Source organism: Pseudomonas sp. PSE1(2024), from assembly GCF_050990555.1.
Classification (GTDB): domain Bacteria; phylum Pseudomonadota; class Gammaproteobacteria; order Pseudomonadales; family Pseudomonadaceae; genus Aquipseudomonas; species Aquipseudomonas aphyarum.
This window is the reverse complement of record NZ_CP158967.1, coordinates 5,665,414-5,691,296: the sequence shown is the minus strand read 5'-3', so window position 1 is coordinate 5,691,296 and position 25,883 is coordinate 5,665,414. Positions and strand designations below refer to the sequence as shown.

Below are 25,883 nucleotides of genomic sequence, written 5' to 3'. Positions count from 1 at the left end.
AGCCTAAGCGCCTGCGGGAACCTGCTGTTACAATGCCGCCCAGCGAATCTTCAGACTTTTCAGATCAGGAGCACACCGGTGCCTGTCGTTTTTGTCGCCGCTTCCAAGCTGCCAACGCCTTTTGCGCAATTCACCATGCACGGTTTTCTCGATGAAGCCACCGGCCGCGAGCACGTCGTGCTGAGCCTGGGTGAGATTGCCGATGGTGCCCCGGTACTCGGCCGTCTGCACTCCGAATGCCTGACCGGCGATGCCTTGTTCAGCCAGCGTTGCGACTGCGGTTCGCAACTTGAGGGCGCCCTCAAAGCCATCGCTCGCGAAGGTCGTGGCGTGTTGCTGTACCTGCGTCAGGAAGGACGCGGCATCGGTCTTTTGAACAAGATCCGTGCCTACGAATTGCAGGACGGCGGCGCCGACACCGTGGAAGCCAACGAGCGTCTGGGCTTTGCCGCCGACCAGCGTGACTACGCCATGTGCCTGCCGATGCTGGAGCATCTGGGCGTCAAATCCCTGCGTCTGATGACCAACAACCCGCGCAAGGTCAAAGCCTTGACCGACATGGGTATCGTCGTCGCCGAGCGCGTGCCGCTGCACACCGGCCACAACCCGCACAACAAACTCTATCTGGCGACCAAGGCCAGCAAGCTCGACCACATGATGGGCAACGAGCATCAGGGCGAGGTAGACCGGGCGTGACCCGCGGGCAAGTGCGGCGCCGTCTGTCGATCGCCTGGTGGAAATACCTGGCGCTGGCGCTGGTGCCGCTGTTCGTGATCAACGCTGTGTTCGGCCAGGGCGAGGCAATTCTGCCGGTGCTGGCGATGCCTTTCTTTATCGCTGGCGTGGCCTCGATGTTTGTCAGCCTGAAGTTTTTCGGGCGCTACAAACATGCGCTGATCGCCACGCAAAAAGCCCTCGATACCCCTGAAGAACCCGCTGCCTGGATTGCCCTGGCGGCGAGCCTTCGCAGTGCATACCTGGTCGCGGCGCTGCCGGCATGGATTGGCGCGCTGGCGGTGTTCGTCGGCCTTGAAGCGGTGCCGCTGATGTTGCTGGCGCTGTCCACGGCGGTGCTGTTCTACCTCTACCGTATCCCGCGTCAACTCGCTTGATGCGGCGACTCTGGCTGGCGGTTCTGCTGCTGGCCGTCAGCGGTGAAACGCTGGCTGCCCTGCGGGTGGTCAGCCTCGCGCCATCCCTGTCTGAAATCGTGGTTGAACTGGATTCGGCGGATCTGCTGGTCGGCGTGTTGGATGCCGGTGAGCGGCCATCCGCGATCAAGGACGTGCCTTCGGTGGGTCGTTACGGTCAGCTCGACATGGAACGCCTGCTCAGTCTCAAACCTGACTTGTTGCTGTTATGGCCCGGCAGCGTCGGCCCGGCCCAGCGTGACCAGCTCAAGCGTTTGAACATCCCGACGTTCGTTGCCGAGCCCCACAGTCTCGAACAGTTGACCGCGCAGATTGAAATCATCGCGACACAGCTTGGTCGTCCTGAGCGTGGGGTCGCGCGGGCCAGTGAGTTGCGACAAAACCTCGATGAGCTGCGCCAGCGCTACCGACGGGAAACGCCGCTGCGGGTGTTCTATCAAGTCTGGGACAAGCCGCTGTACACCGTCGGCGGCGGGCAGATCATCAGCGATGCGCTTGAAGTGTGCGGCGCGCGCAATGTGTTCGGCGACCTGAGCCTGCCGGCGCCGCAGGTAAGCATCGAAGCGGTTTTACAGCGTGATCCCGAAGTGATTCTGGCCGGCGATCAGTCGCAACTGGATGCGTGGAACGCTTGGCCGCAGGTCACAGCAGTCAAGCACGGGCAATTGCTGCTGGTCACCGATAAAGGTCTGGAGCGCCCGAGCGGGCAGATGATCGAGGCGACGGCCAAGCTCTGCCAGCTGATTGCGCCAGATCGTTAGAGCTGCGGCGTCCAGGTCACGCCGAACATGAACGCCCGACCTTCCTCGCGATAGCCATACTGACTGCCGTCATGGTTGTACAGCGCCCGGCTGTAACCCTTGTCCAGCAGGTTATCGACCTTGAAATCCAGCTTGATCTCACGGTTCAGCGCCCAGCTGCTGCGCAGTCCGAGCAGTGCATAACCGCCCAATGGTTGCTGATTGTTCAGATCGTCGTAACTGCTGCTGACGGCCTGCCAACTGGCGCCGAGGCCAAGGCGATCGAACTGTCGATCCAGATCCCAGCTCAAGGTGCGACGGGCACGACGTGCCAGGGTGTGGCCGGTGTCGCGGTCGCGGGGATCGATGATCGCCACGCCAAGGTTGCTCTGCCAGCCGAACAGCTCCTGTTTCAGCGCTGCTTCGAAGCCGTTGATTCGCGCCGAGGCGACGTTTTCGGGGCGTGAGTTGCTGCCGAAGATGATCGCGTCTTCCAGATCGGTCCGATACAGCGAGGCTTCGAGGCGAGTGCTGTCGCTCAACTGGCTGCGCCATTGCAGCTCGTAGCTTTTTGAGGTTTCCGGTTTCAGGTCGGGATTGCTGAAGTCCGGGTAATACAGATCGTTGAAGGTCGGCGCGCGGAAACCTTCGCTGTAGCTGAGCAGCAGATCGTTGTCCGGATTGACCGGCAAGGTCAGCGTGCCGCTCCAGCTGTTCTGGCCGCCGAATTGCTGGTTGTCGTCGCGACGCAGGCCCAGTTCGGTGGAAAAGCTGTCGGCCTGGAAGCGATGCTGGATGAAGGCTGCGCGGTTCCAGCGGCTGTCTTCGTCGAACGCCGTGCTGCTGTTGATGCGATCTTCATACCAGTCGCCGCCAAGGATCAGGCTGTTGCGCGCATCGAGGGTCAGGTCGTTCTGCCAGGTCACCGAATCACGGTAGGTGTTGAACACCGAGCGTTCATCGCTGAGCTTGTCGAAGGACTTCTCGCGGTTTTCGCTGTGGCCGAGTTCCAGGCGCGACTTCCAGCGCTCGTTGATCCGCGCGTCGATGTAGCTGCTGAAACTGCTGACGGTGAAATCGCTGTAGGGCTGCTGCTGGAGGGAGTCGAAAGTCACCGGGTCGAAGCGCCCGAATGGGTTGTCGAACTCGCTTTTGCCACGGTTATCCAGCAGATTGGCGCCGACTTCGATGTCATCGGTCAACGCATGGCTGAGGCTCAGGCTGATGGATTTGTTGCGATAGGCGTCGTGATCGCCGTCGCTGGGATACGACTCGTGGGTGCGGTCGAGGCCGGCGGTTTCATCGAGGCTGGCGCCGAGGTTGAAACGGGTTTTCTCATCACCTCCGGACAGACCGACACTGCGCTCCCAGGTCTGGTTGCTGCCGAATCCGACATGCATCCGCGGCTGCAAGCCTTGTTCGCCGCCGCGCCGTGTGAAGATCTGAATCACCCCGCCAATCGCATCGCTGCCGTAGATCACCGAACGCGAACCGCGCAAAACTTCGACCCGCTCGATCTGCTCGATGTTGAGGTGTTGCAGGTTGCTGTCGCCCGAGGTGGAGTTGCCGATGCGCTGACCGTCGACCAGCACCAGGCTTTGCGCAGACTGCGTGCCGCGAATGTAGATTCCCGGCAGGCTGCCGCGTCCGCCGGTTTGTGCGACTTGTACGCCCGGTACCCGTTGTAGCAGCTCGGTGACGCTGCGCGGTTGCAGGCGCTCGATGTCTTCGCGGGTGAACACGGTGTTGGCGGCGCTGCTGTCGTTGCGCGCTTCGACCTGGCGGTTGGCGCTGATCAGCACGTCCGGCAGCTTCAGGGCCTGATCGCGTTCGAAATTGTCGGCGAGGGCATTGGCGGAGGGCAGCAGCAGGAGGGGCAGGGCGAGGCGCGAGAGGTTCATCGGTATTCCGTAGGTCTTTCTGGTGTGCACAAAATTTCTAGCGACACAAAACACTGTGGGAGCGGGCTTGCCCGCGATGGCGTCGGTACATCCAACATCAATGTTGACTGTGCCGACCTCATCGCGGGCAAGCCCGCTCCCACAGGGATGGTGATTATTTGTTGAGCAGAGTCAGGCGCTCACGCACCGCCGCTTCGATCCCGGCCTCGTCCAGCCCGCACTCGGCCAGCATCTGCGCCGGTTTGGCGTGCTCGACGTAAACGTCCGGCAAGCCCAGGTGCAGCACCGACTTGAGGATGTTTTCGCGGGCGAGAAATTCGCTGACCGCGCCACCGGCGCCGCCCATGATCGCGTTCTCTTCGATGGTCACCAGCAGGTCGTGGCTGTTGGCGATCTCGCGCACCAGCGCTTCGTCCATCGGCTTGACGAAACGCATGTCGACCACGGTCGCATCCAGCGTCTCGGCGACTTTCAGGGCTTCGGCCATTTGCACGCCGAACACCAGCAGGGCGACCTTGTTGCCCTGCCGACGCACCACGCCCTTGCCGATCTCGATCGGTTCGAGGTCTTTCTCTATGGTCGCGTTCGGGCCGGTGCCGCGCGGGTAACGCACCGCCGCCGGGCCGTTGTACAGGTGGCCGGTGGTGAGCATCTTGCGCAGTTCGTTTTCATCGCTCGGGGTCATGATCACCATGCCCGGGATGCAGCGCAGGAACGACAGGTCGAAGCTGCCGGCGTGGGTCGGGCCGTCTTCGCCCACCAGGCCGGCGCGGTCGATGGCGAACAACACGTCGAGGTTTTGTACTGCGACGTCATGCACCAACTGGTCATAACCGCGCTGCAGGAACGTCGAGTAGATCGCCACCACCGGTTTCGCGCCTTCGCAGGCCATGCCGGCGGCGAGGGTCACGGCGTGTTGCTCGGCAATCGCCACGTCGAAGTAGCGCAGCGGGAAGCGTTCGCTGAACGCCACCAGATCCGAGCCTTCCTTCATCGCCGGGGTGATGCCCACCAGGCGCGGGTCGGCAGCGGCCATGTCGCACAGCCATTCACCGAACACGCCGGAATACTTCGGCCCGCCGGCCTTTTTCGGCGCAGCGGCCGGGGCGTCCAGCGGTTCGAGCTTGGTAATGGCGTGGTAACCGATCGGGTCGACTTCCGCCGGGGCGAAGCCTTTGCCTTTCTTGGTGACGATGTGCAGGAATTGCGGGCCTTTCAGATCGCGCATGTTGCGCAGGGTGGCGATCAGGGTCGGCAGGTCATGGCCGTCGATAGGGCCGATGTAGTTCCAGCCCAGTTCTTCGAACAGGGTGCCGGGAACCAGCATGCCTTTTGCGTATTCTTCGGTGCGACGGGCGATTTCCCAGGCGCCGGGCAGGCGCGACAGCACTTTCTTGCTGCCTTCACGCATGCTCGCGTAAGTGCGGCTGGAAAGGATCTTCGCCAGATAGTTCGACAGCCCGCCGACGTTGCGCGAGATCGACATGTCGTTGTCGTTGAGGATCACCAGCATGTTGGCGTCGACTTCCGGCGCGTGGTTCAGCGCCTCGAATGCCATGCCGGCGGTCAGTGCCCCGTCGCCGATCACCGCAATCGCCTTGCGATCACTGTTCTGCAGGCGGGCGGCGATAGCCATGCCCAGCGCGGCACTGATCGAGGTGCTGGAGTGGCCGACGCCGAAGGTGTCGTACTCGCTCTCGGAACGGCGCGGGAAAGCCGCGATGCCGTCCTTCTGGCGCAAGGATTCCATGCGCTCGCGACGACCGGTGAGGATCTTGTGCGGATAGGCCTGATGACCGACGTCCCACACCAGCCGGTCGTCCGGGGTGTCGAAGACGTAATGCAACGCGATGGTCAGCTCGATGACGCCCAGACCGGCACCGAAATGCCCACCGGTCTGGCCGACCGTGTAGAGCAATTCCAGGCGCAACTCATCAGCCAGGGTTTCCAGCTCGGCTTCGCCTAACCGGCGCAGGCCGTCCGGCGTGTTCGCGCGGTCGAGCAGGGGCGTGGTCGGGCGCTTGCGGGGAATCTCATGAAACGTCGTGGGCATCAGGCGAATCGTTATAGGTATAAAAGATGCGGCAGTTTACCTGATGCATCGCCCCCTGCCCACGCGTTGGTCTTTTTTGGCTGATTAGCCTTCAGTTACGCCGATCGACGATATACCGGGCCAGATCGCGCAACGGCTCGGCAGCCGCGTCAAACGGTCGCAGCGCGTGCAGGGCCTGATCGCGCAGTTCCAGCGCGTAAGCCTTGGCCGCGTCCAGACCGAGCAGCGCCGGGTAGGTCGGCTTGTCGCGGGCGATGTCGGCGCCCTGGCGCTTGCCGAGGGTTTCGGTATCGCTTTCGACGTCGAGAATGTCGTCCTGCACCTGGAATGCCAGGCCGATGGCCTGTGCATAAGTCTGCAGGGACTTGAGTTCATCCTTCTCGGCACGGCCGCTGGCCAGAGCGCCGAGCTTGACGCTGACTTCGATCAGCGCGCCGGTCTTGTGCCGGTGCATCTGTTCCAGGGCTTTCTGGTCAAGCTTGAGGCCGACCGAACCGAGGTCGATGGCCTGACCGCCGACCATGCCGGCCGGGCCCGCCGCGTGCGCCAGCGCCGTAACCTGTTGCAGGCGGATGTCCGCACTCAGGTCGCTCAGGCGCGGGTCGAGCAGGGCGCTGAACGCCAGGCTCTGCAAGCCGTCGCCGGCCAGAATCGCGCAAGCTTCATCGAATTTCTTGTGAGTGGTCGGCTGGCCGCGACGCAGATCGTCGTCGTCCATCGCCGGCAAATCGTCGTGCACCAGCGAATACGCGTGGATCAGCTCAACCGCACACGCCGCGCCGTTGGCCTGTTCGGCCTTGCCGCCAAGGGCTTCGCACGCCGCGTAGGCCAGCAGCGGACGCACGCGTTTGCCGCCGTTCATCACGCTGTAGCGCATGGCTTCATAGAGGCGCGCCAGTTCTGGCAGCGGGGCGTTGAACAGGGTTTCCAGTGCCGCGTTGACCCGCGCCTGGCTGGTGGCCGAATACGCTGCAATCATTCTGGCTGATCCGCGTCGAAGGGTTCCTCGGCGAGTTCGCCATCGCGCTCCAGCAACACCTGGACCTTCTGCTCGGCCTGGGCCAGCGCCGCCTGGCAGTCACGGGTCAGGCCGATGCCCTGCTCGAAAGCGGTCAGCGAGTCTTCCAGCGACAATTCACCGTTCTCCAGACGCTCCACCAGCGTTTGCAGGTCGGCGAGGGACTGTTCGAAATCCAGTGCAGCTTTTTTGCGGGCCATGGCGGCTAATTCCGGTTGACGTTAAACCGGCGCGACACTAGCAGATAGGGGGGGTATGGGCAAATGAGCGGGGCTTGGATCACTCTGCGGATTTGCCTGGAAAACTGATCTGATAGCGCGTGCTGCGCCCACCGCCGGGCAGGCGTTCGAGACAACCTTTTTCCAGCAGCTCCGCCAGATGTCGGGTCGCCGTCGCCTTGGAGACTTTTGCCACGGCCTGATACTGCGCCGCACTGATACCGTGCTCGAAACCACGCTCACCACCGTCGAGCAAGCGGTTGAGCACTTTGATCTGCTCCACTGACAGCTCGGATTCCCGGTGCGTTTGCCAGAAGCGTGACTTGCCCAGTACGCCTTCAATCCGCGCAATCGCCTGTTGCAGGCTGCGCAGCAGGGTTTGCAGGAACCATGTGAGCCAGTCAGTGATGTCCAGCGTGGCTTTCTGACTGGATTCTAGAATCCGGTAGTAGCCCGCGCGGTCATCGAGAATGCTGGCCGACATCGCATAAAAACGAATCGCCTGCGCTTCGCCTTGAGCCAATGCCAGATCGGTGAGGGTGCGAGTCAGGCGCCCGTTGCCGTCGTCGAACGGATGCAAGGTGACGAACCAGAAATGCGCGATACCTGCTCGCAGTAAAGGATCGAGGCCTGCCTGATGCTGACTGGCGTCGAACCACTTGAGAAAACTGTCCAGTTGTCGCTCAAGCCCTTGTCGCGGTGGCGCCTCGAAGTGCACGGTCGGGCGGTCGATGCGCCCGGAAACCACCTGCATTGGCTCATCGCCGCGTAGAGCGCCGACATTGATTGCTCGCGAAAGGAAACCACTCTCCTGTTCTGGAAACAGCCATGAGTGCCATTCCAGCAATCGCTCCAGCGTCAGCGGTTCAGCAAGGCGGCGGGTGGCATCGAGCATAAGTTGAGCCAGCCCCTCGCTGCGCTTGCTGACTTTGTCGCCATCGGGTAATTCCAGCCCCAGGCGCCGTGCCAGCGAAGATCGCACGGATCCGACATTCAACTGCTCACCCTCGATGGCCGAGGAGGTCACGATGTTTTGCAGCAAAGCGTCCAGCTCTGTCTGCGCGCTCAGTGAATGGCTCACCGATCCCGCCATGCCCATCAATTGACCTTGTGCCTGAACACACTCGCGCAACAACGGTGCCAGGCGTTCCGCCTGCCAGTTAAAGTCGGGCCAATCAGGCTGCTGCCAGATCCAGTGAGTCGTCATTGATTGCTGATCCTGAGTGCGTGAGCCGATTGGAAACGCTATTCGGCTCATTTCGTGAGCCGAATATGACGCCTATTCGGCTCATCGTCCACTGGACGCCGTGATTCCCACCGCAAATCCACATGTATCCGATTGTTAAAAAACTGCCGAATCGCTAACCTTCGCGCCTTCTACGACCCGACAGTCACGGGTCTTTCAGACGAAACGCAGTTTTCACCGCTGTGAAGTACCGAGGATCGGGTGCAAGGTTTCGTCAGGCATGGCAGGAGGCATCACATGCGTTCACTTCTTTTGCTGCTGATCGGCCTGGCCTGCGTGCCGGCGCTGTCGGCTGCACCGAGTGCCGAGATGTCTGAACCGGTGGGCGGCTGGCGCTATCACGGGCTGCTCGATCGCACGGAAAACCCGCAAGTCGCCTATCCCACGCCGCCCATCGATCGCGGCATCCAGCGCAATCGCACGATGATCGAGGGTCAGCTCAAGGCCATCGGGCATCTGCGCCCGCCGCACAGCCTGGCGGTGAATGGCAATCCACTGAATCTGTACACCGACGACCAGGGCCGTTTTGCCCGGCCGTATGCGTTCGGCGCCGGTTCCAACAGCGTCGAGGTGATCAGCGCCGACGGCAAGTCGCTCAAGCGCGTTCAATTCTACGAAGCCAACAATTTGCGCACGCCGGCGCGGATCCGCGTGGTGCTCGGTTGGGACGACCCTAAAGCCGAACTCGACTTGCACGTCATTACGCCTGACGGCCAGCACGCCTTCTGGGCGCGCCCGGCGATGAGCAACGGCGGCGGCCTCGACCCCGACGGCGTCGATGGCCCCGGCCCGGAAATGTTCACCATGACTGCGCCGCTGCACGGCACCTATCTGGTTTACGTCAACTACTGGGGCAACTTCGGTAACGGCGGCTATAACTTCGAGGAGACCAGCAACCAGAACGAGGTCATCACCTCGCAGATCACGCTGGTGCTCAACGAAAACACCGTCGACGAAAAACGCGAAACGTTCATCGTGCCCCTGCGGGCCATCGGTGATCTGCTGCTGGTCAAGACTTTCAACTATTAAGCATCCCGCCACGGATGAACTCGGGTTCTGGAAAGATGAGCGATAACACTGCTACACCGGCCGCCGTAACACCTGCGGGCAAACCTTCCCGGCGCTGGCCGTTGCTAGTGGTCGGGCTGTGCCTGGTGGCCGGCGTGGCGGGCGGGCTCGGCTGGCTGATGCACAAACCGAAGGCGCCGCCGGCGGAACTGGCCAGCGACAAACTCGGCCTGAGCCGTCCGGACGCGCTGCTGGAAACCCGCTCCCTGAGCCAGTTGCCGAAAGACCTGCTGAAGGTGCCGTTCCTCAAGGCCACGCTCACCGAGGATTTCGTCTTCTATTACGAAACCCATGCCGACCGTCTCGGCTTGATCGGCAGTCTGCGGCGGATCATCTACGAGCATGACCTGAAGCTGCAGGACAGCCTGATCGAACAGCTTTTCGATCAACCGGCAGACGTGGCGTTGTGGCGTGGCGCCGATGGTCGGCTGAAGGATTTCCTGCTGGTAATGGATCGCGGCGGCCTGGCCAAAGTCCTGGAGCCGCTGGCGAAAGTCGCGCTGGATGATTCGCAACTGAGCGTGTTCAGCACCCTGAAAGTCGGTGGCGATGAAGTGCCGCTCTATCAACTGACCTACAACGCCGGCAAATCTCTGTTGTTTGCCTCCCGCGGCGACAAACTGGTGGTGCTGTCCAACCCGACCAAATTCTACGATCCGGAAAGTGGCGCTTCCGAAGAGTCCGGCCACGTCTCGCCGCAAGCGCTGGCGGCGCTGCTCAACGGCGAAAAACTGTTCCCCGAAGCGTTCGGGCTCGCGGCCAAAACGCCTGAAACCAAACAGCGCCTGTCGGTCAATTCCAGTGTTCTGGCCATGGGTTACCAGCGTTTCATCCCGAACTTCGCCGGCCTGCGTTTCGACATGGACGACAAGGGCTGGCATAGCTACCTCGCCATGGACGAACTGGAGAACCAACCGGACTTCGATTTCAAACCGGTCTGGCAGGCCATGCCGCTGGGCGCCAGTGCTTGCGTGACCTTGCCGATTGCGGCCGAGCCGCAAAAACCGTTGCTGGTGAAACTCGGCGCCGAAGAAGCGGTGGCGCAGAAACTCACCGAACATGTGGCCGGCGCGGCGGGCCTGTGCTGGTACGCCGATTCGCGGCTGTACACGCCATTGCTGGTGGCCAGTCTGAACGACGAAGACAACGGCAAACTCGACGCGGATATCGGCACGCTGTTCGATTCGATGGTCGGCGCTTATGAAGGCAAGGTCGACGAACACGCGTTCCCGGTGGTCGAGAAACAGGAAGGCCAGAGCCACCTCTGGCAGCGTCAGGTCAGCTCCAACTTCGGCCCGTACGCGGCCAAGGATGCCGAGAACCCGGACGCGATCACCGGCCGTGCTTTCATGAAAGTCAGCCTGGCGCGCCACGGTTCGACGCTGCTGTTTTCCCTCGATGACAAATTGGTCGACAAGGCCCTCGGCACGCTCGACAAACGCTTCCCGCCGATGGCCGACGTGCTGCCGAAAGACGTGCTGATGCCGATCTACTTCGGCCCGGATTCGATGGCGCAACTGATCCAGCAGGAAACCCTCGACAGCCTGCCGCAGGACATGGAGCCGGTGTTCTACAACGCCGCGCAAACCTACCTGATCCCGAAACTGCGCACCCTCGGCGGCATGGGCAAATACGCCCTGACCCTGCCTGAAGGCAGCGAGCCCGACGGTCACTGGCAATGGCTGCCGCTGGAGTGGAAAGCGCTGTGACCGGACTGATTCGCAGCCTTGGCCTTCTGGCGCTGTTGCTCAGCGCTGGTGCCCGAGCCGTTGAGGCGCCGGCCCTTGATCCGCAGCAGTCCCAGGTGTTTCGCGCCTGGTTCGTGCGCATCGCCCAGGAACAATTGAGCAAAGGCCCAAGCCCACGCTGGTATCAGCAGGACTGCGCGGGGCTGGTGCGCTTCGCCGCCAACGAAGCGCTGAAAGTCCACGACGATAAATGGCTGCGCAGCAATGGCGTGTCCAACCGCTACCTGCCGCCGGAGCTGGACCTGAGCGCCGATCAGCGCAAGCTCGCCCAGCAATGGCAGCAGGGCGGCGGCAAGGTCGGGCCCTACGTCAACGCGATCAAACTGATTCAGTTCAACAGCCATCTGATCGGCCGCGACGTGTCCCAGGCACGGCCCGGCGATCTGATGTTTTTCGATCAGGGCGACGACCAGCACCTGATGATCTGGATGGGCCGCTACATCGCCTATCACACCGGCACGACCACCCCAACCGACAACGGCATGCGTTCGGCAAGCCTGCAGCAACTCATGACATGGAAGGACACCCGATGGATACCCGACGCAGCCAACCCCAACTTCATCGGCGTCTATCGACTGAACTTTCTCTCCCAATGACCGGTGCCCGCATGCTGCGTTTACTGCCTTTTCTGCTGCTGTTAGCCCTGCCGTTTTCGGCCGTGAATGCCGAAGACACCGTGGAGCCGAGCGGCTATACACCGGTCTCCGGTGAGAGCTTTTTCCTGCTGGCCGACAGCAGTTTCGCCGCCGACGAACAGGCGGTGGTTCGCCTTGAAGCGCCGGGTCGCGACTATCGCCGTTTCCGCATGGAACCGTACGGCGGCGCCGATATCCGCGTGTACAAGATCGACAAGCCGCTGGACTTTCTCAAGCGCCAGAAAAACCTGCACCGCGTGGTCAGCGATGGCCAGTTCAAGGGCGAAGGCCTGTCGAACACCCTCGCGTACCTGTGGGACAACTGGTACCGCAAATCCCGTCGGGTGATGCAGCGTGCGTTCTCTTACGAGTCGCGTCAGCAAGTCACCGAAGAAGTGCCGGAACTGAAGATGGGCAACGCCATCGCCGCGCCGACACCGTACGACGCGCAACCGCAATTCGCCCTGATTCCGGGTCTGCCAGTGGTCAGCCAGTTCCGTTATCCGCTGTGGCAAGCCAAACCGATCCAGCCGCCGACCGGCGTCAATCTGGCCGGGTCTTCCAGCGAGTTCGTCAGCGTCGCACCGGGTAACGTCTACATCCCGCTGGGCAATCTGAAACCGGGCCTCTATCTGGTCGAAGCGCTGATCGGCAAGTACCGCGCAACCACCATGGTGTTCGTTTCCAACACCGTGGCGGTGAGCAAGATTGCCGGCGACGAATTGCTGGTATGGGCCGCGCGCAAACACGAAGGCAGTTCGGTGCCGAAGGTCAATGTGCTGTGGACCGACGGCCTCGGCGTGATGAGCAGCGGCGCCACCGACACCGATGGTCTGCTGCGCCTGAAACACGTCAGCCCCGAGCGTTCGTTCGTCATCGGCGAGGACGAAGAGGGTGGTGTGTTCGTCTCGGAAAACTTCTATTACGACAGCGAAATCTACGACACCAAACTCTACGCCTTCACCGACCGGCCGCTGTATCGCCCGGGTGATTGGGTGTCGCTGAAAATCGTTGGCCGCGAATTCAAGAATGCGCGGGATTCGGTATTGCCGGGGGCGGCGGACGTCAATGTCAGCGTGCTCGATGCGACCGGTACCGAGTTGCAGCGACTGGATCTGAAGCTCGACTCCAAGGCCGGCACCCAGGGCCGTTTCCAGTTGCCGGACAATGCGGTGGCCGGTGGTTACGAGCTGCGTTTCAACTACAAGGATCAGGCCTACAGCAGCGCCTTCCGTGTGGCGGAGTACATCAAGCCGCACTTCGAAATTTCGCTGAACCTGGCCAAGCAGGATTACCGCACGGGCGAGCCGGTGAAGGGCAGCCTGGTGCTGCTGTACCCGGACGGCAAACCGGTGGCCAACGCCAAACTGACCCTGAGCCTGCGCGCCCAGCAACTATCGATGGTCGACAACGAGCTGCAATACCTCGGGCAATTCCCGGTGGAGCTGACCAGCACCGAACTGACCACCGACAGCAAGGGCAACGCGACCCTCGACCTGCCAGCCGCCGACAAACCGAGCCGCTACATGCTCACCGTGTTCGCCAGCGATGGCGCGGCGTATCGGGTCAAGACCACCAAGGAAATCCTAATCGACCGGGGAGCCGCCAGCTTTCGCCTGACCGCGCCGCAGCGCTTCAGCGCAGTGGGCGACAAGGTCGCGTTCAGCTACGCCAACGAGGGTGGCAGCCAACAGGCCCAGGCCGTTGTGCCGAGCAGCTACAGCTGGGTGCGTCTGGAAGACCAGACCACCGGCGAAGGCAAACTGGCGGCGAAAGACAAAGGCTTCAGCGTCGCTTTCGATCGCCCGGGCACCTACAACCTGTCGCTGAAAGATCAGCACGGTCGGGTGCTCGGTGCGACCGGTCATTCGGTCACCGGCGATGGCGTCAAGGCTGTGCCGGGCACTGTGGAAATCGTCCTCGACAAACCCGAGTACAAGGCCGGCGATGAAGCGCTGGCACTGATCACGTTCCCGGAACCGGTCAGCGATGCACTGCTGTCGCTGGAGCGCGACAAGGTCGAGGCCACCGCGCTGCTGGCCAAGGGCGGCGACTGGCTGAAACTGGAAAAACTCAGCGAAACCCAATACCGCGCACGCATCCCGGTAAAGGACAACTTCGCGCCGAACCTGACGTTCTCTGTGCTGTACACCAAGGGCGGTCAGTACAGCTTCCAGAACGCCGGGATCAAGGTCGTCGCGCCGCAGATCGACGTGGCGATCAAGACCGACAAAGACACCTATCAGCCGGGCGATACGGTGACGGTCGACCTGACCACGCAGTTCGCCGGCAAGGCTGTGCCGGCGCACCTGACGGTCAGCGTCGTGGATGAAATGGTCTACGCGCTGCAACCGGAAGTCGCGCCGACCATCGACCAGTTCTTCTACCACCCGCGCCGCAACAACGTGCGCACCAGCGCCAGCCTGTCGTTCATCAGCTACGACGTGGCGCTGCCGGGCAGCCCGGGCGCACCGGGCAAGGCCAACCGCAGCGAACGCGGGGTGAAAGTGCTGGAGCGGCCGCGCCGCGAAGACGTCGATACCGCCGCGTGGCAGCCAGAATTGCTGACCGACGCCGACGGCAAGACTCGCTTCACCTTCAAGATGCCGGACTCGCTGACCCGCTGGCGCATCACCGCGCGGGCGATTGCCGATGACGGTCAGGTCGGGCAGAAGAAGCAGTTCGTTCGCTCGGAAAAACCGCTGTACCTGAAGTGGAGCGGGCCGAGCAAATTCCGCAAAGGCGATCAGCCGCAGCTCGGCGTGTTCGCCTTCAGCCAGGCCGAGAAACCGGTCAAGGCTGAGCTGGTGACGCACTACGCTGGCGCCGAACAGCGCCTGCCGGTGACGCTCAACAACGGCATCAACTACCTGCCGTTGCCGGCATTTGCGTTGGCTACTGGCGAGTGGACAGCCGAGCTGGTGCAGGACGGCAAAACCGCCGATGCCCTCGCTGTTCGCCTGACCGCGACTGGCGAAGGCTGGCAAGTGACGCAGACCCAGAGCCTCGACGTGGCCAGCGGCGACACGCCATTGAGCCTGCCGGCGGACGCCACCGACATTCGCCTGCGTCTGGATGACAGCCCGCAAGCGCTGTTCCGTTCGGCCCTCGACGATCTTCTCAGCTATCCCTACGGCGGCGTCGAACAGACCGCCAGTCGCTTGCTGCCGTTGAGCATCGCCTATCCGTCGCTGGCGTCGAACCCGCAGATCCGCGATCGCTTGCGCCTGATCATGCAGAACAGCCGTTTGCGGCTGGTGCAAATGGCCGGGCCGTCGGCGAGCTTTACCTGGTGGGGCTTTGATGGTGAGCCGGATGCGTTCCTCACCGCTTACGCTTATTACGCCGACTGGAACGCCAGTCAGGTGCTGGATCTGACCTTGCCGCCGGAGCACTGGCAGCGGGTGCTGGAGGTTTACGCCAAGCAGGCGCCGAACACGCCATTGCTGCAACGGGCGCTGATCCTGTCGTTCGCCAAACAGATGCACTTGCCGGTCAACACGCTGCTCAGCGGTTTGATGGAGGATCTGGCCAAGGCCGGGGAAGGCAGTGCCGAAACCCTGATGGACGATGGCGAAGACAGTCTGGTGATGGGCGATCCGGATTCGGCGCTCGGTCTGGCGGCGGCGCGGGTCTTGACCGCATCGCTGGCAACCCAGTCGAAAGTTGCTCTGCCGGACGCGTTCAATCGTCAGCTGGGCGCTGCGCAACAGCGCTTGTCCGTCAGTTCGCAGCCGTTTGCCGAAGCGCTGAACCTGTCGCTGCAACCGTTCGATCAGGCTCGTGCGACAGCGTTGCTGCAACGCCTGTTGCCGCAGCAATCGACCCTCGAACGCGCGCTGGCGCTGACCTGGCTGCAACGCAGCATTGCCCAGGCGTCGCCGACCATCGCGCTGGCACCGGGCGAAGGCTGGAAGAAAAACTACGGCGCGACCGGCGAGATGTACTGGACGTGGCAGGGTGCTACGCCGGTGCCGAGCGTGTTGACGGTGTCGGGCACTCAAGAGCGTCCGTTGCGTGCCGCGCTGAGCTTCCAGACCCAGCAACCGGCGGTCGATCCGATGGCTGTGACCATCACTCGTCGCCTGTCGCGTCTGGTGCCGGGTGATGAAGCGTTTACCTTCAAACTGGAGCCGGTCGGCACTAAACCGCTGTCCAGCGACAGCCTGTACCTGGACGAAGTGATCCTCACCAGCAAAGCACCGAAACCGCTGCGCTACGGCATGCTCGAAGTGCCGCTGCCGCCGGGTGCGGATGTCGAACGCACCACGTGGGGCATCAAGTTGCAGGGCAAGGACGGCACCGAGCCGACCGCGCTGGAAAAAGCACGGTTCGAGCCGGGTCAACTGGCCTACGCGGTGCCGGTGGATGCGTTGAGCGGTGAATTGCGTCTGCGGCATCTGGTGCGCTTCTCGCAGAAGGGCCAGTTCAACCTGCCGCCGGTGCGTTTCACTCAGGTCTACGCGCCGCAGCATCAGGCCCGCGAAGCGAAAGCGGCCCTGGGTCAGGTCACGGTCAACTGACATGACCCGGCCGCTGGTCTGGCTGCTGATGTGTGTGATTCCTGCGCTGGCGACGGCGCAGGATGAGCCGTTGCGCGTGGCCTATCAAGGCGAGTTGCTGTCGCTGAACACAACGCAACTGACCGCTCGCGAGCCGTTGGCTGCATCGCTGGATACGCCGCTGGGCAGTCTGTGGAAGGTGTTCGTTTACGCGTGGCTGGTGGATACCGGTGCGCAAGAGCCGGCGTATGAATGTCGCGGGCAGTCGAAGGAAGAGGTTTATTGCTGCACAGCGGGTGGCAAGGTCGAGCGAGATCAGGCGCTGGTGAAATCCTGCGGGCTGTATTTCGAGCCGGCGCGCTTGGGCATAACCGCTGGCGATTGGAGAACCTATTGGCAGGCGCGACAGGCGCCGTCGTGGTTGCTGGATTTGCCATCGGTGCAACCGGCTACTCGGGTTTCCGTGGCTGACTTGCTGAAGGTTTTGTCTCTGCTGCCGGCTCAGGATCAGATGCGCCGTGTGCTGCTCGACGTGGTGCTGAATGCGGCGGACGGCAATGTCGTCGGTGAACTGGGCGGGCGCTTGCGGGTGAAAACCTGGAGCTGGCTCGGCGATCAGGACCCGCAATCACGACAGGGCGGATTCGCTGGCTGGACGGCGGACGGCTCGCCGATCTGGGCCGGTGGCCGGGGCACCAGTCAGATGGTTTTGCGGCATTACGGTTCGGCGTTGGCGACGGTGTTGCCCGCATCGTGGCCGGCGGAAGCGGGGCGTTGTGTTGAGGTGGGATTGTTCTCACGTTATCCGGTTTCGCGAGTGCTGTCGGGTGAGCGGGTTGCCGGTTCCGGCCCGTTGCAGGGTGATTACCGCGTCGAATTCGCCAATGGCAATGCGCTGGATATCCACAGCGATGGCGAACTGTTTCTGCTCAACGACAAACTGGTCGCCCGGCTGGATCGCGAAGAGTACGTCGCCCGTGTGCTGGAGCGTGAAGCCAAACCCGAACCTGCCGAAGCCGCCAAAGCGTTGGCCGTGGCGATCCGGACTTACCTGCTGCAAAACGCCACGCGCAACGGCGAATGTTTGAGCATCGATGACAGCAGCACCCGCCAACGGGTCGCCCCGCGTCCTGCTTCCGCCGAATCCCGCAACATCGCGGCGTGGACGGCGGATCTGGTGTTGGCCGGCAGCACCGTCACCTATCACTCCGATCAACCCGGGCCCGACAAACTCGCCTGGCAGCAGGCCGTCGAACAAGCCAATGCCGGCCAGCGTTACGACGCGATACTGCTGCACGCTTACCCGCGCGCCAGCCTCAGCCGTTGGGACAACCCGGTGGCGTCCTGCGAAGCGCTACCCGCCGCGCAGGACTGGCTGCAAAAGCAGCGGCGCGGCTGGCGTCCCAGGCTGGAAAGCGAAACCGGCTACAACGAAGTCAGCACGTTCGCCGTCTGCAAGCTCGCCTTCGGCCGCCCCTTCGTCGACCGCGAACGCCAGCGCATCTATGTGCGCGGCGTGCTGTCCTTGCAGGACCGCCTCGACCTGACTCACGAATACCTGCACCTGGCCTTTGAAGCACACCCCAACGGCCAGGATGAAATCTATATCGAAGGGCTCGCCCGTCACCTTTTGCTGGAATAGACCATGACACTCCGTTATCCACAGGTCTTGCTGTTGCTCTGCGCGCTTAATGCATTGCCAATGGCTATGGCCGCCGACAGCGTCAAACTCGACACCCCGGTCGGCGGCTGGCGCAGCGGCGCGCCTGAAGGCGAGGGCGAAAGCTTCCGCCAGACCGTCAACTACCCGGCCTCCTCGGTAAACACCCCGCTCGGCCAGGCCAACACCGCCCGCATCAGCGGCGAAATCAAAGCCACACCGAAAAACAAAGAGCCCGGCCGCCTGATCGTCAACGGCGTCAGCATGCCGCTGAAAATCGACGACAGCGGCCGCTTCGACCGCCCGTTCTCGTTTCCCAACGGCAGCAACAGCGTCGAAGTCCGCAGCCCGGACGGCCAGCAACGGCACCGCACGCAGTTCCTCAACACCAGCGGCGGCGCTACTCCGGCGAAACTGCGGGTGTTGCTGGCGTGGGACAGCGATGGCACTGACCTCGACCTGCACCTGATCACACCCGACGGCGCGCACATCTGGTACGGCGACCGCGTCGCGCCTAACGGCGCGGCTTTGGATGTCGACGTGACCACCGGCTACGGCCCGGAAATCTTCGCCATGCCGGCACCGATCAAGGGGCAGTATCTGGTGTATGTGAACTACTTCGGCGGTGGGTATCGCGGGGATGATGAGGGCGGGGAAGAGGCGGTGCAGCCTTTGACCACGGCGCAGGTTACGGTGATTACGGAAGAGGGGACGCCTAGCGAGAAGATGGAGACTTTCATCGTGCCGATGCGGGCGGTGGGGGAGTTGACGTTGGTGAAGTCGTTTAGTTATCCGTGACGGTAATCGGGCAGCAGGTTGCTGCCCAATTTCAGAATAGATCCTGATGATTAACTGGCTCAGGGTTGGGACGACAATCGATCCAGTGCAGCGTCATAAGCCGCCTCTCGCTCTCTCTTTCCGATAGCGACTACGAACACCACAATTTCGTGATCAATCACCTGATAAATCAGGCGATACCCAGCGCTTTTCAGCTTCACCTTGTAACAATCTGGCAGCTCGCGAAGCCTGTTTGCTTCTATGCGAGGGTTTTCGAGAACCTCGGCGAGTTTCTTTTTGAACTGCTCGCGAATCGTATCGCCCAGCTTGTTCCATTCCTTTAATGCACGACGATCAAACTCAAGGTTATAGGTCATCCAGACTTACCTTGACTCGCTGAGGCGCGGCAAGACGTTCAGTGACCACTGCGATAAGCGCTTCATCCTCTTCACTGAGCAATGCCGCTTTGAACGGCAATTTGCCCCGGTCCGCGACGTATTGAAGCGTTTGGCGCAGAAGCTCTGAGGGCGAAAGCCCGAGCTTTTCCAGCTCTGCGAAGGCGCGTTTTTTCAGTTCGTCGTCGATACGAATGTTGATGGATGCCATGATGGAATACCTGTAATGACGTTTGTCTTTACGGTACAAGCGCGTTTGGTATCCGGCAAGCGCCGATTCAGATTTCGGACGGTAGGTTTGGTTTTTTGGCAGGTATTAAAAAGCCGGCTTGTGGCCGGCTTCTCGGGGACTGTCTTGGTTTATTTTTGGTAAACCGCGCCAGCCTTCAAAACGTACATCCGGATCTTGCGTCCGGCTGTGGGACTTGGTCAGACAGTGGTCTGCCGCGTCAGGCGTCATCTGGGCCGCTTGGCGGGTCGATGCGCGAATGTGGGGCGCAGGATACTGAGTTTTGTTGGGGATTCCCAGTGCGAAGTGCGGGATAGAGCGTTCAATCCGGGAAAAAACCCGAATTTGTACCGACTATCCGGGCCGGCTGCCCCTCACGACAGAAGCTGGCTCAGAGAAACGGCACCACCGGCCGCCGCTTGCCCAGCGTCGACCACCAGAATACCCACCCCAATACATGAATCCGCTGCTCCTCGATCTGCGCCGCGCGGAAGATTTCGTCCGGGTATTCGGCGCTGTTGTGGCTGCGCAGGCGCAGGGCGTTGCCGGGCATGCGATGCAGGTATTTGATGCGCAGCATGCCGTCGTGTTCGATGGCGTAGATTTCGCCGTCCACCACTTGGGTGAGGCCGCGGTCGATGGCGAGGGTGGAGCCGTCTTCGATTTTCTCGGCCATGCTGTTGCCGATCATGTGGGTGCAGATGGCGTCAGTGTGGCGGATTTCCAGTGTTTCGAGGTGGCTGCGGGGCAGGCGGATGGTTTGTTCCGGGTCCTTGATGACGTGGGTCTTGCCGGAGCCGGGGGCGGTCGGGGTTTCCTTGTAGAGGGGCAGTTCGATGTCGTTGGTGTCTAGCACCGTGTACACGCCGCGAATGGCATGGGCATCGAGGATGTCGCCCGACTCTGTATGCAGGTGCGGGGCGTCTTTCGGGCCTTCGCCGGTCTTCAGCCATTGGCTGTTGACGGACAGCAGGCGCGCAACTTCTTCCATGCGGTACGCGGGTACGCCCCGGGTGTACCAGTTATGAACGTTTTGGGCTTCCGTGCCCCAGAACTTTGCGAATCCCGTGGTGGTGATGTTCGCAGCTTCCAGGAGTGCCTTGAATCTTGGACCGCTAGTGTTCTTTCTCATAAACACGAGTCTACGGCCGGCCTAGAGCGGTTTGAATAAACCTTGCGTTCAAAATCAGGGCAAATTTTGCGACGGGATGTAAGACGCCCTTGTGGGAAATTACACACGCTAAAACTTTTCTGTAGGCCGCTATAAACAAGCTGTTTAAGAACTTATCGGGCAGGCACAAAAAACCCCGGATCAACCGGGGTTTTCTTCAAGCGTGTCGCAGGTCGCGAGGCTTAGCCTTTGTAGGCAGCAACCGACTTGGTGATCGCTTCGCGGGCGGCGTCTGCACCGGCCCAGCCTTCGATTTTCACCCATTTGCCTTTTTCGAGATCTTTGTAGTTCGCGAAGAAGTGCTCGATCTGCTGGATCAGCAGGGCTGGCAGGTCAGTGTATTCCTTCACGTCCACGTACAGCTGGGACAGCTTGTCGTGTGGGACTGCGATGACTTTGGCATCGCCGCCGCCGTCGTCGGTCATGTTCAGGATGCCGACCGGACGCGCGCGGATCACCGAACCTGGAGCAACCGGGTAAGGGGTTACAACCAGCACGTCGAGGGGATCACCGTCGTCAGCCAGGGTGTTCGGGATGTAACCGTAGTTGGCCGGGTAGAACATCGGGGTGGCCATGAAACGGTCAACGAACAGGCAATCGCTGTCTTTGTCGATTTCGTATTTGATCGGCGCGTGGTTGGCCGGGATCTCGATCGCGACGTAGATGTCGTTCGGCAGGTCTTTGCCAGCCGGAATCTTGCTGTAGCTCATTGGGCGTTGCCCCCGTTAGTTGACCAAAAACACTTGGCCGGATTGACCAAAAAGTGGCGGCGATTATAGGCATATTCTGCCGTGGACGCCACGTACCGGAAGTCGTGCAGACCTTTACTCGTGAGCCTGATAGACCGGGTCGCTGGCCTGAAGTTGCTTCAGGCGCGCCAACGGATCCTGGCGGTAGAAAAGCTGCAACTGCGCATACACCTGTGGATAAGCCTCGTGCAGCAGATCCGGAGCGCTGAAGAAGTACTCGCTGGTGACGGCGAAGAACTCGGCCGGGTTCTCGGCGGCATAGGGGTCGATGGCGGTTTCGGCGTCGGGATGGCGGTCGAGCTGGCGGTTGAGATCGTCGTACGCCGCCTGCATCACTTCGGCCCAGTCGCTGACCCGCATGTCGGCGTGCAGCGGCGGCAGGCCGTTGGCGTCACCGTTGAGCATGTCGAGCTTGTGCGCCAGTTCGTGGATCACCAGGTTGTAACCTTCCCAGCCACCACTGGCCATCACCCCGGGCCAGGCGAGGATGATCGGCCCTTGCTGCCACGCCTCGCCGCTGTGTTCGCCGTCCCACTCATGTTCGACGCCGCTGGCATCGCGATGGCGCTGGGGACTGAGGAAGTCGTCGGGGTAGAGGACGATTTCGTGGAAACCCTGATACCAGTTCAGATCGCCGAGATGCAAAAGCGGCAGTTGCGCCTGGGCGGCGAGCAGCAGGCGTTGTTCCTGGTGCAATTCGACGCCGGGCAGGGCGGTCAGGTGTTTGTCTTCGAGGAACAGCACGCTGGCTTCGCGCAGCCACTGGTCTTCAGTGGCACTGATGCCATCGAGAAAACTCAGGTGATGGCGCACCCGCTGCCACAGTTCGTCGGCAATCGGGTGCCTGGCCAGAATGCGCCGGCGGCGCCAGGCGCTCAGCGACCACATCGGCTTAGTGCGATTGGGCTTTGGTGCCGCCGAAACGGCTGCGAACTACGCCGATGATCATCGGGATCAGCGACAGCAGGATGATGCCCACCACCAGCAGCGACAGGTTCTTCTTGATGAATGGCACGTTGCCGAAGAAATAGCCCAGCGTCACCAGACCGCCGACCCACAGGACGGTGCCAAAAACGCTGAACCCGAAGAAGCGCGGGTAAGGCATTTTCGCGACACCGGCCACGAACGGAGCAAAGGTGCGGATGATCGGCAGGAAGCGCGCCAGGGTCACGGTTTTGCCGCCGTGCTTGTCATAGAAATCGTGAGTCTGTTGCAGGTAATCGCGGCGGAAGATTTTCGAGTTCGGGTTGCTGAACAGCTTCTCGCCCGCCGTTCGTCCGATCACGTAGTTAGTGCTGTCGCCGAGGATCGCCGCCAGCATCAGCAGGCCCGCCAGCAATACCGGGTCCATGCCGCCGCCCGCAGCCACTGCGCCGGCGATGAACAGCAGGGAATCACCCGGCAGGAATGGCATCACCACCAGACCGGTCTCGCAGAAGATCACCAGAAACAGGATGGCGTAAATCCATGGCCCGTAATTATTCACCAGCAGGTCGAGATAAACGTCGAGATGCAGGACAAGATCGAGCGGGTTGAAATCCATGGAGGCACCTGTGGTGACGGCCTGACTCGGCAGACCTGTGCGGATGACTTCGTGTAAGCCTACAACCAGGTGTAGTTTTTCTTACAAGCCGGAAAGCTCGGGATTATACGGTTTGAGAGGTGAAAAGCGCGTTGGTTTTGTAGCGGGGGATGTCTGTGTGAACAAATGTCGGGTTGGCATTCATTTTGGGGAGGGAGTCTGCTCCCTCCCCGCAGGGCACTCCGCGATCAGAGCTCGTCGCTGATCGGCAGCACGTAGTTCTTGAACTCGGTGTCTTCCTTGAATCCGATGGATTCATAGGTTTTCTGCGCCACTTCGTTGTCGGCACTGGTGGAGACGCGCATGCGCACGGCCTGGGTTTCCTTGGCCATTTTCTTCGCGGTGCGGATCAGGTTGTCGGCTACCAGCTGGCGGCGGGCGTCTTCGGCGACGTAGATGTCGTTGAGGATCCACACGCGCTTGAGCGACAGGGAGGAAAAGCTCGGGTAGAGCTGGCAGAAGCCCATGAGCTTCTTGTCGTCGTCATCGGCCAGGGCCAGGTAGATCACCGATTCCTTGCGTCGCAGGCGCTTTTCGAGAAAGGCCCGGGAGGAGTCCGGATAGGGCAGGGAGCCGTAGAACTCGCGGTACTTAACGAACAACGGGGTCAGCAAATCCAGGTGTTCGAGGGTCGCTTGGATAATCCGCATGGTAGGTCTCGTCCTTCAATTGGCTGTCTTCACGTGGGGCTGACGGCATCGGGAAACCTTGGGCGGCCGTGCGTCGATCCTGCCTCAAACCGGCGCAGAAAGGCAATGCGGAAACGGTTCAGGCTGGGGGCGGATCGAGTAGGAAATTACTCTTCATGTCTGCACCGGCTTCCGATTCCAGCGTCTGAACCTGCGCTTCATCCTTCAGATTGACGCCCGACAGCTGGCGCCGACAGGCTTCGCGCATCAGATACAGCAAGCGATGCGCCGCCATGCCGTAGCTGAGCCCTTCCAGCCGCACATTGGAGATGCAATTGCGGTACGCATCCGTGAGGCCGACTTTTGGATTGTAGGTGAAATATAAACCCAGGCTGTCCGGCGAACTGAGGCCCGGACGCTCTCCAATCAGCATCACAACCATTTTGGCGCCCAGCAACTGGCCGATTTCATCGCCAATTGCCACTCGACCCTGTTCCACCAGCACTACAGGTGCGATCGACCATTCGTCGGCGCTCATCTGTTCTTCCAGACGGGTGAGAAACGGCAGGGTATGCCGATGCACCGCCAGCGCTGACAGACCGTCCGCCACCACAATCACCAGATCCACGCCGCCCGGATGCGCCTGGGCGTATTCGCGCAGAGTTTGCGCCGATTGATCGCTCAACTTGCGCCCCAGATCCGGGCGTTGCAGGTAGCTATTGCGATCTCCCGCCGCGCTGTGCAGCAGCAAACTGTCACGCTGGCGCTCGGTCAGTTGGGCGCTGAGCCCGGCGTGATCGAACGGCAAATGCACCGCGTCCCGGGCCTGGGCGTGGGCGTACTGGAAATCCAGCTGTGCACGGGTCGGCAGGCTGGTGCCAGTGCGGCCGAGGGCAATGCGCGCCGGGGTCAGACGACGCAGCTCCAGCCATGGGTTTTGTGGATCGGCGGGTGGTTTTTCCATCTGACTCATCCCAGTTGCGCCAAGGCCTGGCGGAAGGCCGGCGGCAGATTGTTGCCGAAGCGGACCTTGCCGTCCGCCTGAGTGAAGATGCCCATGTTCGCCAGCCACTGCTCGAACTCTGGCGCCGGTTTCAGGCCCAGGGTCTGGCGCGCATAGAGCGCGTCGTGGAACGAGGTGGTCTGGTAGTTGAGCATGATGTCGTCGGAGCCGGGGATGCCCATGATGAAGTTGATCCCCGCCACGCCGAGCAGGGTCAGCAGGGTGTCCATGTCGTCCTGGTCGGCCTCGGCGTGGTTGGTGTAGCAGATGTCGCAGCCCATCGGCACGCCGAGCAACTTGCCGCAGAAATGATCTTCGAGGCCGGCGCGGATGATCTGTTTGCCGTTGTAGAGGTATTCCGGGCCGATAAATCCTACGACGGTGTTCACCAGAAACGGCTTGAAATGGCGCGCCACGGCGTAGGCCCTTGTCTCGCAGGTCTGTTGATCGACGCCGTGGTGGGCGTTGGCTGACAGCGCACTGCCCTGGCCGGTTTCGAAATACATCAGGTTCTGCCCAAGCGTGCCGCGATTGAGGCTCAGGCCCGCTTCATAACCTTCCTGCAAGATGTTCAGGTTGATGCCGAAACTGGCGTTGGCCGCTTCGGTGCCGGCAATCGACTGGAACACCAGATCCAGCGGTACTCCACGGTTGATCGCTTCTATAGAGGTGGTGACGTGGGTCAGCACGCAGGCCTGGGTCGGAATGTCGTAGCGCTGGATGATCGCGTCGAGCATTTCCAGCATCGCGCAGATCGAGGCGATGCTGTCGGTGGCCGGGTTGATGCCGATCATCGCGTCGCCGTTGCCGTACAGCAGACCGTCGAGAATGCTCGCGGCGATGCCGGACGGCTCGTCGGTCGGGTGATTGGGTTGCAGCCTTGTGGATAACCGCCCACGCAGGCCGAGGGTGCCGCGAAATTTGGTGACGACGCGGATCTTCTGCGCCACCAGCACCAGATCCTGCACGCGCATGATCTTCGACACGGCCGCGACCATTTCCGGCGTCAGACCGGGGGCGAGGGCGCGCAGGCTGGACTCGTCGGCCGCTTCGCTCAACAGCCAGTCGCGAAAGCCGCCAACCGTGAGATGGCTGACGACCGCAAAGGCCTGTTTGTCATGGCTGTCGATGATCAGCCGGGTGACTTCATCGGCTTCGTAGGGAATCAGCGCTTCCTGCAGGAAATGCGTGAGCGGGATGTCGGCCAGCGCCATTTGCGCGGCCACCCGCTCGCCATCGTTGAGCGCGGCGACGCCGGCCAGGAAGTCCCCGGAACGCGCGGGGCTGGCCTTGGCCATCACGTCCTTGAGGCTGTCGAAGCGGTAGGTCTGGGCGCCGACGGTATGGGCAAATGCGGCCATGGGGCGCGTTCCTCCTGAATGAATGCTTTTAGTGCGGGCACCGAGCC

23 protein-coding genes are annotated in these 25,883 nt (G+C 61.8%); 9 read left to right on the top strand and 14 right to left on the bottom strand.

Annotated features, from left to right (window positions below):
• Nucleotides 1-78: 78 nt before the first annotated feature.
• Genes ribA through ABTV87_RS25880 form a run of 3 tightly spaced genes read left to right on the top strand, consistent with a single transcriptional unit; the run spans nt 79 to nt 1,912 of the window.
• Entirely contained in the window at nt 79-696 is a 618-nt protein-coding gene (gene ribA, locus ABTV87_RS25890; RefSeq protein WP_007955551.1) for a GTP cyclohydrolase II, read from the top strand.
• Nucleotides 693-1,112, top strand: coding sequence for an MFS transporter (locus ABTV87_RS25885; protein ID WP_433898580.1), 420 nt, complete (start codon nt 693-695; stop codon nt 1,110-1,112). The genes ribA and ABTV87_RS25885 overlap by 4 nt, the downstream gene beginning before the upstream one ends.
• Nucleotides 1,112-1,912: a cobalamin-binding protein gene (locus ABTV87_RS25880; RefSeq protein ID WP_433898579.1), complete on the top strand. Its 801-nt coding sequence runs from the start codon at nt 1,112-1,114 to the stop codon at nt 1,910-1,912. Before ABTV87_RS25885 ends, ABTV87_RS25880 begins: the two co-directional genes overlap by 1 nt.
• Here the strand turns inward: ABTV87_RS25880 and ABTV87_RS25875 are convergent.
• From ABTV87_RS25875 to ABTV87_RS25855, 5 genes are all read right to left on the bottom strand, one after another.
• On the bottom strand, nt 1,909-3,792 hold the full coding sequence (locus ABTV87_RS25875) for a TonB-dependent receptor domain-containing protein (protein ID WP_433898578.1): 1,884 nt from the start codon (nt 3,790-3,792) through the stop codon (nt 1,909-1,911). The two genes, ABTV87_RS25880 and ABTV87_RS25875, sit on opposite strands and share 4 nt — an antisense overlap.
• A gap of 154 nt (nt 3,793-3,946) precedes the next feature.
• Nucleotides 3,947-5,845 carry a 1-deoxy-D-xylulose-5-phosphate synthase gene (gene dxs / locus ABTV87_RS25870; protein WP_433898577.1) on the bottom strand — a complete coding sequence of 633 codons (1,899 nt, stop codon included), beginning with the start codon at nt 5,843-5,845 and terminating at the stop codon, nt 3,947-3,949.
• 91 nt (nt 5,846-5,936) lie between these two features.
• The gene (ispA, locus tag ABTV87_RS25865; protein WP_064599720.1) at nt 5,937-6,824 is read right to left on the bottom strand and encodes a (2E,6E)-farnesyl diphosphate synthase; all 888 of its coding nucleotides are present in this window, start codon (nt 6,822-6,824) and stop codon (nt 5,937-5,939) included.
• Nucleotides 6,821-7,063, bottom strand: a complete 243-nt coding sequence (locus tag ABTV87_RS25860; protein WP_007894317.1) for an exodeoxyribonuclease VII small subunit — start codon at nt 7,061-7,063, stop codon at nt 6,821-6,823. The genes ispA and ABTV87_RS25860 overlap by 4 nt, the downstream gene beginning before the upstream one ends.
• A gap of 79 nt (nt 7,064-7,142) precedes the next feature.
• Nucleotides 7,143-8,288, bottom strand: a complete 1,146-nt coding sequence (locus ABTV87_RS25855) for a Fic family protein (protein ID WP_007955545.1) — start codon at nt 8,286-8,288, stop codon at nt 7,143-7,145.
• Nucleotides 8,289-8,564: 276 nt separating this feature from the next.
• Here ABTV87_RS25855 and ABTV87_RS25850 point away from each other — a divergent pair, with 276 nt between their 5' ends.
• The 6 genes from ABTV87_RS25850 to ABTV87_RS25825 are packed head-to-tail and all read left to right on the top strand — an operon-like array spanning nt 8,565 to nt 18,738.
• Nucleotides 8,565-9,356 carry a YfaP family protein gene (locus tag ABTV87_RS25850; RefSeq protein WP_433898576.1) on the top strand — a complete coding sequence of 264 codons (792 nt, stop codon included), beginning with the start codon at nt 8,565-8,567 and terminating at the stop codon, nt 9,354-9,356.
• 35 nt (nt 9,357-9,391) lie between these two features.
• On the top strand, nt 9,392-11,104 hold the full coding sequence (locus ABTV87_RS25845; RefSeq protein ID WP_433898575.1) for a DUF2138 domain-containing protein: 1,713 nt from the start codon (nt 9,392-9,394) through the stop codon (nt 11,102-11,104).
• On the top strand, nt 11,074-11,739 hold the full coding sequence (locus ABTV87_RS25840) for a DUF1175 domain-containing protein (protein ID WP_064382202.1): 666 nt from the start codon (nt 11,074-11,076) through the stop codon (nt 11,737-11,739). The genes ABTV87_RS25845 and ABTV87_RS25840 overlap by 31 nt, the downstream gene beginning before the upstream one ends.
• Complete coding sequence (locus ABTV87_RS25835) at nt 11,736-16,301, top strand: alpha-2-macroglobulin family protein (RefSeq protein ID WP_433898574.1); 4,566 nt, start codon at nt 11,736-11,738, stop codon at nt 16,299-16,301. The genes ABTV87_RS25840 and ABTV87_RS25835 overlap by 4 nt, the downstream gene beginning before the upstream one ends.
• 1 nt (nt 16,302) lies before the next feature.
• A complete protein-coding gene (locus ABTV87_RS25830; protein ID WP_433898573.1) occupies nt 16,303-17,922 on the top strand; it encodes a DUF2300 domain-containing protein in 1,620 nt (539 codons plus the stop codon).
• Nucleotides 17,923-17,925: 3 nt separating this feature from the next.
• A complete protein-coding gene (locus ABTV87_RS25825; RefSeq protein WP_134020926.1) occupies nt 17,926-18,738 on the top strand; it encodes a YfaP family protein in 813 nt (270 codons plus the stop codon).
• Between the two features lie 59 nt (nt 18,739-18,797).
• On the opposite strand, the gene ABTV87_RS25820 is transcribed toward ABTV87_RS25825, so the two are convergent.
• The 9 genes from ABTV87_RS25820 to ABTV87_RS25780 all read right to left on the bottom strand — a co-directional run bounded on the left by ABTV87_RS25820 (nt 18,798) and on the right by ABTV87_RS25780 (nt 25,836).
• Nucleotides 18,798-19,094: a type II toxin-antitoxin system RelE family toxin gene (locus tag ABTV87_RS25820; protein WP_085608780.1), complete on the bottom strand. Its 297-nt coding sequence runs from the start codon at nt 19,092-19,094 to the stop codon at nt 18,798-18,800.
• A complete protein-coding gene (locus ABTV87_RS25815; RefSeq protein WP_085608779.1) occupies nt 19,084-19,323 on the bottom strand; it encodes a type II toxin-antitoxin system RelB/DinJ family antitoxin in 240 nt (79 codons plus the stop codon). The genes ABTV87_RS25820 and ABTV87_RS25815 overlap by 11 nt, the downstream gene beginning before the upstream one ends.
• A gap of 409 nt (nt 19,324-19,732) precedes the next feature.
• Entirely contained in the window at nt 19,733-20,473 is a 741-nt protein-coding gene (locus tag ABTV87_RS25810; RefSeq protein ID WP_085608778.1) for a S24 family peptidase, read from the bottom strand.
• A 221-nt stretch (nt 20,474-20,694) separates the two neighbouring features.
• Nucleotides 20,695-21,222: an inorganic diphosphatase gene (gene ppa / locus ABTV87_RS25805; protein WP_007990564.1), complete on the bottom strand. Its 528-nt coding sequence runs from the start codon at nt 21,220-21,222 to the stop codon at nt 20,695-20,697.
• 114 nt (nt 21,223-21,336) lie between these two features.
• Entirely contained in the window at nt 21,337-22,149 is an 813-nt protein-coding gene (locus ABTV87_RS25800) for a zinc-dependent peptidase (RefSeq protein WP_433898572.1), read from the bottom strand.
• A gap of 4 nt (nt 22,150-22,153) precedes the next feature.
• Nucleotides 22,154-22,804, bottom strand: coding sequence for a DedA family protein (locus ABTV87_RS25795; RefSeq protein WP_039771888.1), 651 nt, complete (start codon nt 22,802-22,804; stop codon nt 22,154-22,156).
• A 227-nt stretch (nt 22,805-23,031) separates the two neighbouring features.
• Complete coding sequence (locus ABTV87_RS25790) at nt 23,032-23,493, bottom strand: GNAT family N-acetyltransferase (protein WP_007958617.1); 462 nt, start codon at nt 23,491-23,493, stop codon at nt 23,032-23,034.
• A gap of 118 nt (nt 23,494-23,611) precedes the next feature.
• Entirely contained in the window at nt 23,612-24,445 is an 834-nt protein-coding gene (gene eutC / locus ABTV87_RS25785; RefSeq protein WP_371915877.1) for an ethanolamine ammonia-lyase subunit EutC, read from the bottom strand.
• The gene (locus ABTV87_RS25780; RefSeq protein ID WP_039771886.1) at nt 24,442-25,836 is read right to left on the bottom strand and encodes an ethanolamine ammonia-lyase subunit EutB; all 1,395 of its coding nucleotides are present in this window, start codon (nt 25,834-25,836) and stop codon (nt 24,442-24,444) included. Before ABTV87_RS25780 ends, eutC begins: the two co-directional genes overlap by 4 nt.
• Between the last annotated feature and the right edge of the window lie 47 nt (nt 25,837-25,883).